Here is an 11,251-nt window from a genome sequence, read left to right as displayed (position 1 = left end):
CGATCGGCGAGCCGGCCGGCACGCCGTCGATCCGCATCGCCGGCCTGTCGCGGCTGCGCACCGGCAAGGAGCAGAACCAGTTGCTCGACGATCTGGCCAAGGGTCAGGTCGACATCGTCATCGGCACCCATCGGCTGATCCAGGACGACGTCCGCTTCGCCGATCTGGGCCTGGTGATCGTCGACGAGGAACATCGTTTTGGTGTGCGCCACAAGGAAAAGCTCAAGAACCTGCGCGCCGAGGTGCACCTGCTGACGCTGACCGCGACGCCGATCCCGCGCACCCTGAACATGAGCATGGCCGGGCTGCGCGATCTGTCGATCATCGCCACCCCGCCGAGCACGCGTCTGGCGATCCGCACGTTCGTCTCTGAGTGGGATTCGGCGCTGGTCTACGAAGCCTGCCTGCGCGAACTGCGCCGCGGCGGTCAGGTGTATTTCCTGCACAACGAAGTCAAGGACATCGAGCGCTTCGCCGGCGAGATCCAGGCGCTGGTGCCGGAAGGCAAGGTGCGGTTCGCGCACGGCCAGATGCGCGCCAGCGAACTCGAGCAGGTGATGCTCGATTTCTACCACGGCCGCTTCAACATCCTGGTCTGCACGACGATCATCGAGTCCGGCATCGACGTGCCGAACGCCAACACCATCCTGATCGACCGGGCCGATCATCTCGGCCTCGCCCAGCTGCATCAGCTCAGGGGACGTGTCGGCCGCAGCCATCACCGCGCCTACGCCTATCTGCTGGTGCCGTCGCGGCGCTCGTTGAGCGACGACGCGAACAAGCGCTTGCAGGCGATCGAGGAACTGGGCGAACTCGGCTCCGGCTTCGCACTCGCCACGCAGGATCTGGAAATCCGCGGCGCCGGCGAACTGCTCGGCGAGAACCAGAGCGGCCAGATCGAGGAAATCGGCTTCACGATGTACGCCGAGATGCTCGCGAACGCGGTGCGCGCGCTGCGCCACGGCCGGATCGCCGATGCGCCGTTCGGCCAGGCACCGTGCGAAGTCGATCTTGGCTCGTCGGCACTGATCCCGGACGACTACGTGCCGGATGTCCATAGCCGTCTGGTGCTGTACAAGCGGATCGCCGAGACCAAGACCGAGGACGAGCTGGAAGAGCTGAAGGTCGAGTTGATCGACCGCTTCGGGCTGCTGCCGCCACAGGCCGAGCGTCTGTGCGAAGCCGCCCTCTTGCGCCAGCTTGGCGAGACCGCCGGCATCACCAAGATCCGCGCCGGCGCCAAGACCGCGATGCTCGACTTCGGCCCGCAGCCTGCGATCGAGCCGGTCAAGCTGATCAAGCTGATCCAGACCCAGCCGCGGGTCTACAAGCTCGAAGGCCAGAAGCGGCTGACCATCACCGCCAAGGAACTCGAAGACCCGGCGCAGCGCTCGCCGTTGCTGACGGCGCTGCTCGGGCGCTTGATGACGGTGCCTGCCAAGGCCTGATCGCGATGGCTCAGTGGCAGGGCTGCTTGATCTGCCGCCGCAGCAGCCAGTAGTTGACCGGCCAGGCGACCAGGAATCCGGCCGGCAGCGCCGCCGCATAGCCGGCCCAGAAGCGCAGGCTGAACACCGAAGCCGCGGTGAGACCACCGACGTGATAGTCGGTGACGTTCATCGCCAGCTCCATCGCCGCGATCGAGATCGTCTCGCCCAGCCACAGCGTGGCGAAGGCCGCCGACCAGCGCATGCCCTGCCGCACCAGCGGCAACAGGCCCAGCGTGTAGCCGCTGGCGAAACCGGACGCGGTGGCCAGCGCCATCGTCGTCCACGGATCGAGACCGAGGCTGACGCCGATCGCCAGGCCGATGAACTCGCCGATCGCGCAGCCGCTCAGGCAGTGCAGGGTCGCGGCAGTAGTCAGTCGCAGCCGCGACACCGGCGCGCTGCCAGCCGCACCGTGATGCTGGTGATGCTGATGGGCACTGGCCTTCGCCGGCGCAGCGGCGGCGTGGCAGCAGTCGGACTTCGCGGCCGTGGGTTGGGCAGGATGCAGCGGGACTTGGACGGACATGGCTTCAGGACTCCGGACTCGGGCTCAGGGAAACCGACTGCACGCCTTCGATGATCGGGCAGCCGGCGACGGTGCCGCTGCCGTGACACCGACCTTCGAGCGCGACGAGGGCGTCGCGGATCGCGGTCAGCTCACGGATGCGGCGGTCGAGTTCGGAGATCCGCGCCCGCGCGGTTGCCCGCACCTGCTCGCGCGGACCACCGCCATCCTGCAACTGCAGCAGGCCGGCGATGTCGTCGAGCGTGAAACCGAGCGCCTTGGCCTGGCGGATGAAGCGCAGGCGTTCGACGTCCGATTTCGTGTACAGCCGGTAGCCGCCCTCGCTGCGCGCGGCGGCCGGCAGCAGGCCGGCACGCTCGTAATAGCGCACGGTATCGACCGCGACACCGGCGGCCTTCGCGGCAGCGCCGATGGTGGTGGTGCGGATCAGGTTCGGGGACATCGCGGATTCTCCAGACTCGGCGCGCAGCTTCCGGTCTGGACTCTACTTCAGGGTCAAGGCCGTTCGTCGGCCGCTGCCCGGGCTGCCGCTCAGACCGGCAGCCGTCCGCTCAGGGCCCGCGCCAGGGTGCCGCCGTCGACGTATTCCAGCTCGCCGCCCATCGGCACGCCGTGGGCGATGCGGGTGACGGCAACCCCCTTGGCGCGCGCCAGTTCGGCCAGGTAGTAGGCGGTGGCCTCGCCTTCGACGGTCGGATTGATCGCGATGATCAGCTCGCGCACCGTGCCCTCGGCGAGCTGGGCCGCAAGATTGTCGAGCCCGAGTTCGGCAGGGCCGATGCCATCGAGCGGCGAGAGTTTCCCCATCAGCACGAAGTAGCGGCCGCGGTAGCCGCCGGTGTTCTCGACCGCGATCAGGTCGGCCGGATGCTCGACCACGCACAGCTGGCCGGTCGCCACACGGGTATCGCCGCAGTACGCGCAGCGGGCGTCCTCGCGGAACATCCGGCAGCTCGGGCAGCGCTCGATGCCGGTCAGCGCCTCGGCCAGGGTGGTGGTCAGGAACGCAGCACCATCCCGGTCGCGATCGAGCAGATGGAAGGCCATACGCTGCGCCGACTTTGGGCCGACGCCGGGCAAGCGGCGCAGCGCGTCGATCAGGCGGGTCAGGCGCGGGGTGTAGATCGCCATCGGGCGGTTCGCGTCGGCGGATCCGGAATCAGAAGCTCATGCCCGGCGGCAGGTTCATGCCGGCGGTGACCTTGCTCATCTTTTCGGCCGAGTGGCGTTCGAGCTTCTGCGCGGCGTCGTTGATCGCGGCGGCGATCAGGTCTTCGAGGAATTCCTTGTCTTCCTTCAGCGCTTCCGGGTCGATCACGACCTTCTTCGCTTCATGCTTGCCGTTCAGGGTGATCTTGACCATGCCGGCGCCGGACATGCCGGTGATTTCGGCGGCGGCGATCTCGGCCTGAACCTGCTTCATGGTTTCCTGCGCTTTCTGCGCCTGCTGCATCAGCTGCGCGAGTGGACCCTTCATCATCGTTCTCCTTCGTTGGCAAACCGGCGCGCGCGTGCGCGCCCGGCGTGGGAATTCGTGGCGGATTGTCGCCGTTCAAGCGGCAGCGGATCGCACGGTCGGCGTCGGGTCATCCGATCAATTGAACGGATCAATCGGCTGGATCGAGCCCGCCCGGACGGTGGCGCCGAACAGGGTGCGGAAGCCGATCACGGTCGGATCGTGCTCGATCGCCTTTTCGGCATCGCGTTGGCGGCCGAGCAGCCGCTGCTCGTCGGCGGCGGCCGGGTGCAGCACGTCCGGGCTTTCGGCGATGTCGACCTGCACGCGCACTGCGCCGAGCTTGCCCGAAAGCGCCGTCTCCACCGCAGCCCGCCGCTCCTCGTTCATCAGGTGCTTGGCGCGCGGATCGAGCGCGAAGCGGACCACGCCATCGGCCTGCGACAGCCAGGCGCAGTGGCGCGCGAACTGCCGCGTCATGCCGTCGAAGCCGAGTTCGTCGATGAGTTTCGCCCACGGCGATTCGGTCGCGGCGGGCGACGCGGTTGGCGCTTTCGGCTTCGCCGCGGCGGCGACCGGTGCGGCGGCAGCCGTGATCGATGGCTTCGCCAGCGGAGGCTGCGGCTGCGGCGATTTCGGCGCCGTCGGCAGCACGATGTCGCCGCTGTGCGCGGCCGGTGCGGCCACCGTTGCCCGCGCCAACGCCGGTGCCGGTGCCGGCGCGGCCGCGGCCGAAACCCCGCCGCGCGCCGCCGGTGCCGCCGCGGTCGACATCGCCTTCGCACCCTGGCCGCTCCCACCTGACCCTGGGCCAGAACCGGCGCCGCTGTCGTCGAATTTCAGCGCGAACATGCGCAGCACCGTCATCTCGAAACCGAGGCGCGGATCCGGCGCGTACGGGAGGTCGCGCCGACCGAGCACGGCGATCTGGTACCAGAGCTGCACGTCATCGACGGCAATGGTCTCGGCCATCGGCAGCAGCCGCGGGTCATCGTCCTCGTCGACCGCCGCCGGCAGCAGCTGCAGCACCGCGAGCCGCTGCAGCACCATCGCAAGATCATTCAGCAGCGCGTGGAAATCCGGCGCCGATTCGTCGAGCCGACGCAGCGCGCCGAGCAGCGCCTCGCCATCGTGACGGCCGAGCGCTTCGATCAGGTCGAACAGGTTGCGGCGACCGCCGGTGCCGAGCATTTCCTCGATCGGTTCGACCGCCAGCTTGGCGCCGCTGGCAAAGGCCAGGGCCTGATCCAGCAGCGACAGGCCGTCGCGCATCGAGCCATCGGCCGCGCGCGCCAGTTCGGCGACCGCGGCCGTTTCGAACTCGACCCCTTCCTGGGTCAGGATGTCGGCGAGGTTGTCGCGGATCATCGCCACACTCAGGCGCTTCAGGTTGAACTGCAGGCAGCGGCTCAGGACGGTGATCGGCAGCTTCTGCGGATCGGTCGTCGCCAGGATGAACTTCACATGCGGCGGCGGTTCCTCCAGCGTCTTCAGCAGCGCATTGAACGCGCCCTTCGACAGCATGTGGACTTCGTCGATCAGGTAGACCTTGTAGCGGCCGCGCGCCGGCGAGTACTGGGCGTTGTCGATCAGCTCGCGGATGTTGTCGACACCCGTGTTCGACGCGGCGTCGATTTCCAGCAGGTCGACGAAGCGGCCGTCGTTGACTTCCTTGCAGGCCGAGCAGACGCCGCAGGGGTTGGCGCTGACGCCGGTCTGGCAGTTCAGGCCCTTGGCGATGATGCGCGCCAATGTCGTCTTGCCCACACCACGCGTGCCGGTCAGCAGGATCGCCGGATGCAGGCGATCCCCGTCGAGCGCATGGGTCAGCGCCTTGACCACGTGGCCCTGGCCGCGCACGTCTTCGAAGCGGCGCGGACGCCATTTGCGCGCAAGCGCGAGATAGCTCATCGGAATCGGGGTTCGATGCAGGGGAGCGGCATTGTCGCGGATGGCGACGAGGCGCGCCAAGCGAGCGCGTAAACTCCGCGCTCTGCCACCGGAGTGCCCCGCCTTGACCGTTTCGCTTCCCGCGCCGCTGTCCCCCGGCCACGCCCTCGTCACCGGCGGCGCCGGCTTCATCGGCAGTCATCTGGTCGATGGCCTGCTCGCCGACGGCTGGCAGGTGACGGTGATCGACAATTTCGATCCGTACTACCCGGAAGCGATCAAGCGTCGCCACATCGCGGCGCACCTGGCGCACCCGCGCTATCGGCTGGTCGAGGCCGACATTCGCGATGGCGCCAAGCTCGACGCGCTGCTGAACGATCAGTACACCGTGATCGTCCACCTCGCGGCCAAGGCCGGCGTGCGCAATTCGCTGACCGACCCGCTCGGCTACCAGATGACCAACGTCATCGGCACCCAGAACCTGCTGAGCTTCGCGCAGGCGCACGGCATCAAGCCGTTCGTGTTCGGTTCCTCCTCCAGCGTCTACGGCAACTGCCCGCGGCTGCCGTGGCGCGAGGCCGATCTCGGCCTGACGCCGATCAACCCCTACGCCTCGACCAAGCTCGCCAACGAGCAGATGGGCTACGTCTACGCTGAAACCTTCGGGCTGCGCTTCGTGGCCTTGCGCTTCTTCACCGTGTTCGGCGAACGCCAGCGGCCGGATCTGGCGATCCACAAGTTCGCGCGACTGATGCAGGCCGGCAAGACGATTCCGGTCTACGGTGACGGCTCGTCCGAGCGCGATTTCACGTACTGGGGCGACATCGTCGCCGGCGTGCGCGCGGCGATGGCCTTCGCCAGCGATCCGGCGCAGGCGAAGTACGAGGTGTTCAACCTCGGCAACAACCGCACGATCGGCCTGCTCGACATGATCCGGCTGATGGAGAAGGTGCTGAACGTCGATGCGAAGATCGACTGGCAGGACTGGCAGCCGGGCGAGATGCGCCGGACCTGGGCCGACATCGGCAAGTCGCAGGCGCTGCTCGGCTACGAGCCGGCCACCGACTTCGAGACCGGGCTGCGGCGGTTTGCCGACTGGCTGGCCGTGCAACCCTGATCGGCAGATGACGCGCAGCATCGGGCTGGCGCTGAATGTCGGCGTCCTCGCCGCGTTCGGCTATGCGGTCGAACACTACTGGGGCTGGGCTCGGCTGCTGGCACCGTGGGGCCAGATCGCGCCGACCACGATCGCCTTGGCCATCACCGGCATGCTCGCCAGCTACGCGCTGCGCGGCACTCGCATCTATCTGGCGGAAAAGGAAATTCCACGCGGCGCCTGGTTCGCCTGCCTGCGTCTGATCCTGATCAACAACGCGCTGAACCTGATCCTGCCGGCGCGGGCCGGCGAGGTCAGCTTCCCGGTGCTGATGCGGCGCTGGTTCGGCATCGATCTGGCGCAGGCCGCCGGCACGCTGTTCTGGCTGCGGCTGCTCGATCTGCATGTGCTGGCGACCGTCGCCGCCGCCTGCGCGGCCTCGGGCTTTCTGGCGCCGGTGGCCGGCCTGTCGCAGCTGGTCTGGCTCGGCGCCGCCGGCGCTGCCGCCTCGCCGCTGATCCTGTACGCGCTGCGCGCGCCGTTGCAGCGGAAGTTCTCGGCGCGCAGCGGCAAGCTCGCCGGGCTGATCGCCAAAGCGCTGGCCGGTCTGCCGACGCAACCGGCGACATTGGCGCTGGACCTGACGCTGACCTGGGCCGCCTGGGGCGTGAAGCTGGCGGCGCTCGGCATCGTGCTCGGCCTGCTGGCGACGGTGTCGCCGCTGGCCGGCACGCTCGGCGCCATCGGTGGCGATCTGTCGACGGTGCTGCCGCTGCACGCGCCCGGCGGCTTCGGCACCTACGAAGCCGGGGCGATGGCGCTGCTGGCGCCGGCTTCGGGCGCTGCCGACCTCGGCCCGCTGCTGGCGGCCGCCGTCAACCTGCATCTGCTGGTGCTGACCACGGCGCTGATCGCCGGGGCGCTGGCCTGGCTGGCCACGCCCCGGCGCTGAGCCGGTTTCAGGCGGGCGCGGCCATCGCCGCTGCCAGCAGGGCGTCGGCCCGCGCGCGGGTTGCTGCATCGGCCAGCTCCGGCCGACCGCTGCCGAACGGCGGCTCCGGCGCGTATTCCATGATCAGCTCCAGCATCTTGCCGACGTCCTGGCCGGCCCACTGCCCGGCCACCGTCAGGCCGAAGTCGATGCCCGACGTGATGCCGCCGCCGCTCATGCGGTTGCGGTCGATGCAGACCCGCTCCCCGGACGGGATCGCGCCGAAATTCGACAATTGCTCGCGCGCGCCCCAGTGACACGCGGCCTGGTAGCCGCGCAGCAGACCCGCCGCGCCGAGGATCAGCGAGCCGGTGCAGACGCTGGTCACCCACTTCGCCCGCTCGCCGCGCGCGGCGACGAAGGCCAGCACATCCGGCTGACCGAGCAGCGCCAGGGTCGCGTAGGCACCGCCGCCGACGAACAGCACGTCCGGCTCGGCTGCAGCATCGGAAAAATCATGGGTGGCGACGACAGGCAGGCCGCAGTCGGTGATGACCGGGCCTTTTTCGCGCCAGACGTACTGGATCTCCGCACCCGGCAGAAAACTCCAGACCTGCATCGGGCCAACGAGGTCGAGCAGGGTCATCTGCGGGTACAGCAGGGCAACGATCTTCATGGTCGATTCTCCGGATCAGGCAGCGGCGCGCAGCGCGAATTCCTCGCCGACGGCGCGGGCGACGGCGGGACGTTTCAGTTGTACCGCATGCCAGTCGGCGAGCACCGGCCAGCGCTTCAGGTCGACGCCGGCGGGTGCCGTCCAGTTCAGCGCGGTGACCAGATAGGCGTCCGCTACCGTGAAGTGATCGCCGACCAGATAGGCGCGGTCCTTCAGGTGCGCAGACAAATGATCGAAGCGCGCCGGCAGTGCGACCTCGCGGGCGAAGGTCTTGGCCTCGGCCGGCACCGCCGGGCTGAACAGCGTGTAGAACACCTGCTTGTGCACTTCGGCCGCGATGTAGTTCAGCCATTGCTGCAGCCGGTAGCGGTCGAACGCGCCGGCCGGCGGAGCGAGGCCCGAGTCGGGTGCGCGATCGGCCACGTACTGCAGCACCGCGCTGCCCTCGGTCAGGATTTCGCCGTCGTCGCAGACCAGCGCCGGCACCTGCCCTTTCGGATTGATCGCCAGATAGTCGGCGCCGGACGCGGTGCGCTTGGTCGACAGCGTCACCTGATGGAAGCCGGCCGACTGACCGCTCTCGTACAGCGCGATGCGGGTGGCCAGAGAACAGGACAGCGGTGCGAAGTACAGGTCCATCAGGGTCTCCTCGAGTGTCGGCGGTGGCGGCTGGCGGCTGGCGGCTGGCGGCTGGCGGCTGGCGGCTGGCGGCTGGCGGCTGGCGGCTGGCGGCTGGGACTCGCGGTCCGGCCGCGTTTTTTGTACTGTCTCGCAATAAATTAACCGGACGCGGCAATTAAATGCAACACGGTACAAAAATATCCCCGCCACGCGGGCGCGGCCGGCCCCGTCGGGTCGATCCGGACGCGGCCCTCGATCTCGCGCTCGCGGCGTTCTGGACCGGCGGCTATCACGGCACCTCGCTCGACGACCTGAGCGCGGCCACCGGCATGAACCGGCCGAGCCTGTACGCAACCCTTGGCGACAAGCAGCAGATCTACCTGCGCGCACTCGCCCGCTTCGCCCACCTGATGGAAGCGACGGTCGGCGCCGCGATGGCGGAGGCGACCAGCTTGCGCGACGCGCTCGCCCGCTTCTACGGCAGTGCGCTCGACATCTACCAGTCAGGCGACGACGCCGCGCGCGGCTGCTTCGTGATCTGCACCGCCGCCGTCGAGGCGCCGGAAGCGCCAGCGATCCGCGAGGCGCTGCAGGCCACGCTCGACCTGATCGATCGCCGGCTCGCGGCACGCTTCGCCCAGGCGCGCGACGCCGGCGAACTGCCGCCCGGGGTCGATGTCGAGGCGCTGGGCGTGCTGGCGGCCGCCACCCTGCACAGCCTCGCGATCCGCGCGCGATCCGGCGCATCGCGGGCGGCGCTCGATGCCCTTGCGGCTGCATCGATCACGCAGCTGCTGGACCCTCGGGCCTGAGCGTGGCAGCGGCAGTCCGTACGGGGCCGGATGCTAAGATTCGGGTCCCTTAGGCACTGCAACGCATCGAAAAACCATGGCGCACAGCCTGTCGATCGTGATTCCGATGTACCGCGAGCAGGACAACGTGGCGCCGATGCTGGCCCGAGTCCATGAAGGGCTCGGCGGCTATTCCGGCCCGTGGGAATTGATCTGCGTCGACGACGGCAGTCTCGACGACACCGGCAAGCGACTGCTGGCCGAAGGGGCGAAGTACGGCCCGCACGTCCGCGTCATCCGCTTTGCCCGCAACAACGGCCAGACCACGGCGATGCAGGCCGGCATCGATGCCGCGCGCGGCGAAGTGATCGCCACGCTCGACGGCGACCTGCAGAACGATCCGGCGGACATTCCGCGGATGATCGACGAGATGTACGAACGCGATCTCGACCTGCTGACCGGCTACCGCGCCAATCGCCAGGACGCGTGGATGAGCCGCAAGCTGCCGTCGAAGCTCGCGAACCGGCTCATCGCCCGCGTCACCGGCGTGAAGATCCGCGACTACGGCTGCAGCCTCAAGGTCTACCGCGCGAGCGTCATCAAGCAGGTGCGCCTGTACGGCGAGATGCACCGCTTCATCCCGGTCTGGGCGGCGATGGTGACCAGCCCGACGCGCATCGGCGAAACGCCGGTCGGCCACAGCGCGCGCCAGTTCGGCGAAAGCAAGTACGGCATCTCGCGCACGTTCCGCGTGGTGCTCGATCTGCTGACGGTGTTCTTCTTCCTGCGCTTCCGGGCGCGGCCCGGGCACTTCTTCGGCTCGATCGGCCTGCTGCTCGGCTTCGTCGGCACCGGAGCGATGACCTGGCTCGGCTTCGTCAAGTTCGTGCTCGGCGAGTCGATCGGCGGCCGTCCGCTGTTCCTGATCGCCGTGCTGCTGCTGGTGTTCTCGATCCAGTTCCTGACCACCGGCCTCGTCGCCGAAATGCTGTCGCGCGTGTTCTACCAGCGCTCGGAAGGCCCGCTGACCGTGGCCGACGGTGCCGCCGGCGGCAGCGCCGACAGTTGGGCGCGGCTCGCGTCGCCGTCCTCCGCGATGACGCCGGCGCTGGGCGAGCGGATCGACGAGGCAGACCGCGCCCGTGCTTGAACCGGCCTCCGGTGCCGGCGTCGAAAGCGAGCGCCTGACCTCCGCCCAGATCGGCTTCCTGTTCATCGCGGTGCTGGTCGGCTTCTGGTCGAACCTGTGGGCGGTGCCGCTGTTCGATCTCGACGAAGGCGCGTTCAGTCAGGCCACCAGCGAGATGCTGGCCACCGGCCAGTGGCTGACCACGACCCTGAACGGCGAGCCGCGCTACGACAAGCCGATCCTCATCTACTGGGCGCAGGCGCTGTCGGTGATGGTCTTCGGCAAGACCGAGCTCGGCTTCCGCTTCCCGTCGGCGCTGTGCGCCACGCTCTGGTTCTTCACCGTCTTCCGCGCCACATTCGCCTTCACGCAATCACGCAATGCCGCGATGTTCGCCGCCGGTTCGGTCGCGCTCAGCGTGATGAGCAGCGTCATCGGCCATTCGGCCATCGCCGACGCGATGCTGAACCTGTGGATCGCGCTGGCGATGCTCGACATCTACCAGCACTCGCAGGCGCCGACACGCCCTCGCCTGCTGCGCGCCTACCTGTGGATGGGCTTGGGCTTCCTGACCAAGGGACCGATCGCCGTGGCGCTGCCGGTGATCATCAGCGCCGTGTTCTACGCCACGCAGCGTCGACCGCT

General features: G+C 68.7%; 13 protein-coding genes. 6 read left to right on the top strand and 7 right to left on the bottom strand.

The genetic code is table 11. The annotated features are described in order from the left end of the window. The coding region (locus QZ951_RS19940) for a TRCF domain-containing protein (RefSeq protein ID WP_293003827.1) at positions 1-1,448 on the top strand (1,448 nt) is incomplete at its 5' end. A gap of 10 nt (positions 1,449-1,458) precedes the next feature. Here QZ951_RS19940 and QZ951_RS19935 read toward each other — a convergent pair. The 5 genes from QZ951_RS19935 to dnaX all read right to left on the bottom strand — a co-directional run bounded on the left by QZ951_RS19935 (position 1,459) and on the right by dnaX (position 5,383). Beyond that, on the bottom strand, positions 1,459-2,016 hold the full coding sequence (locus tag QZ951_RS19935; protein WP_293003825.1) for a DUF4396 domain-containing protein: 558 nt from the start codon (positions 2,014-2,016) through the stop codon (positions 1,459-1,461). A 4-nt stretch (positions 2,017-2,020) separates the two neighbouring features. Next, a complete protein-coding gene (locus tag QZ951_RS19930) occupies positions 2,021-2,458 on the bottom strand; it encodes a heavy metal-responsive transcriptional regulator (protein ID WP_293003823.1) in 438 nt (145 codons plus the stop codon). 89 nt (positions 2,459-2,547) lie between these two features. After that, positions 2,548-3,147 (bottom strand): recombination mediator RecR, encoded by a 600-nt coding sequence (gene recR / locus QZ951_RS19925; protein ID WP_293003821.1) that lies wholly within the window; start codon positions 3,145-3,147, stop codon positions 2,548-2,550. Between the two features lie 28 nt (positions 3,148-3,175). Then, positions 3,176-3,496, bottom strand: a complete 321-nt coding sequence (locus QZ951_RS19920; RefSeq protein ID WP_366943998.1) for a YbaB/EbfC family nucleoid-associated protein — start codon at positions 3,494-3,496, stop codon at positions 3,176-3,178. Between the two features lie 114 nt (positions 3,497-3,610). Further along, positions 3,611-5,383, bottom strand: a complete 1,773-nt coding sequence (gene dnaX / locus QZ951_RS19915) for a DNA polymerase III subunit gamma/tau (RefSeq protein ID WP_293003817.1) — start codon at positions 5,381-5,383, stop codon at positions 3,611-3,613. 103 nt (positions 5,384-5,486) lie between these two features. Here dnaX and QZ951_RS19910 point away from each other — a divergent pair, with 103 nt between their 5' ends. Together QZ951_RS19910 and QZ951_RS19905 are read left to right on the top strand one after the other, a co-directional pair. Further along, complete coding sequence (locus tag QZ951_RS19910; protein WP_293003815.1) at positions 5,487-6,479, top strand: NAD-dependent epimerase/dehydratase family protein; 993 nt, start codon at positions 5,487-5,489, stop codon at positions 6,477-6,479. A 7-nt stretch (positions 6,480-6,486) separates the two neighbouring features. Beyond that, positions 6,487-7,410, top strand: coding sequence for a lysylphosphatidylglycerol synthase domain-containing protein (locus QZ951_RS19905; RefSeq protein WP_293003813.1), 924 nt, complete (start codon positions 6,487-6,489; stop codon positions 7,408-7,410). A gap of 7 nt (positions 7,411-7,417) precedes the next feature. Here the strand turns inward: QZ951_RS19905 and QZ951_RS19900 are convergent, their stop codons facing one another. Continuing rightward, positions 7,418-8,065 (bottom strand): DJ-1/PfpI family protein, encoded by a 648-nt coding sequence (locus tag QZ951_RS19900; RefSeq protein WP_293003811.1) that lies wholly within the window; start codon positions 8,063-8,065, stop codon positions 7,418-7,420. 15 nt (positions 8,066-8,080) lie between these two features. Further along, a complete protein-coding gene (gene gstA, locus QZ951_RS19895) occupies positions 8,081-8,704 on the bottom strand; it encodes a glutathione transferase GstA (protein ID WP_293003809.1) in 624 nt (207 codons plus the stop codon). A gap of 161 nt (positions 8,705-8,865) precedes the next feature. Here gstA and QZ951_RS19890 point away from each other — a divergent pair, with 161 nt between their 5' ends. From QZ951_RS19890 to QZ951_RS19880, 3 genes are all read left to right on the top strand, one after another. Beyond that, entirely contained in the window at positions 8,866-9,498 is a 633-nt protein-coding gene (locus QZ951_RS19890; RefSeq protein ID WP_293003807.1) for a TetR/AcrR family transcriptional regulator, read from the top strand. A 76-nt stretch (positions 9,499-9,574) separates the two neighbouring features. After that, on the top strand, positions 9,575-10,627 hold the full coding sequence (locus tag QZ951_RS19885) for a glycosyltransferase family 2 protein (RefSeq protein ID WP_293003805.1): 1,053 nt from the start codon (positions 9,575-9,577) through the stop codon (positions 10,625-10,627). Next, a partial coding sequence (locus QZ951_RS19880) for a glycosyltransferase family 39 protein (RefSeq protein WP_293003803.1) occupies positions 10,620-11,251 on the top strand: 632 nt, incomplete at its 3' end. The genes QZ951_RS19885 and QZ951_RS19880, both read left to right, overlap by 8 nt.

This window comes from Nevskia sp., from assembly GCF_021732705.1.
In the GTDB taxonomy this organism is placed as follows: domain Bacteria; phylum Pseudomonadota; class Gammaproteobacteria; order Nevskiales; family Nevskiaceae; genus Nevskia.
The sequence above is the reverse complement of the archived record's forward strand: the minus strand, read 5'-3'. Positions and strand labels throughout refer to the sequence as shown.

Bases quoted from the DNA above. Each gene is read 5' to 3' on its own strand.
- gstA (WP_293003809.1), bottom strand. From the start codon at position 8,704: ATGGACCTGTACTTCGCACCGCTGTCCTGTTCTCTGGCCACCCGCATC.
- QZ951_RS19890 (WP_293003807.1), top strand. From the start codon at position 8,866: ATGCAACACGGTACAAAAATATCCCCGCCACGCGGGCGCGGCCGGCCC.
- QZ951_RS19920 (WP_366943998.1), bottom strand. From the start codon at position 3,496: ATGATGAAGGGTCCACTCGCGCAGCTGATGCAGCAGGCGCAGAAAGCG.
- QZ951_RS19905 (WP_293003813.1), top strand. From the start codon at position 6,487: ATGACGCGCAGCATCGGGCTGGCGCTGAATGTCGGCGTCCTCGCCGCG.
- recR (WP_293003821.1), bottom strand. From the start codon at position 3,147: ATGGCGATCTACACCCCGCGCCTGACCCGCCTGATCGACGCGCTGCGC.
- QZ951_RS19935 (WP_293003825.1), bottom strand. From the start codon at position 2,016: ATGTCCGTCCAAGTCCCGCTGCATCCTGCCCAACCCACGGCCGCGAAG.
- QZ951_RS19930 (WP_293003823.1), bottom strand. From the start codon at position 2,458: ATGTCCCCGAACCTGATCCGCACCACCACCATCGGCGCTGCCGCGAAG.
- dnaX (WP_293003817.1), bottom strand. From the start codon at position 5,383: ATGAGCTATCTCGCGCTTGCGCGCAAATGGCGTCCGCGCCGCTTCGAA.
- QZ951_RS19885 (WP_293003805.1), top strand. From the start codon at position 9,575: ATGGCGCACAGCCTGTCGATCGTGATTCCGATGTACCGCGAGCAGGAC.
- QZ951_RS19900 (WP_293003811.1), bottom strand. From the start codon at position 8,065: ATGAAGATCGTTGCCCTGCTGTACCCGCAGATGACCCTGCTCGACCTC.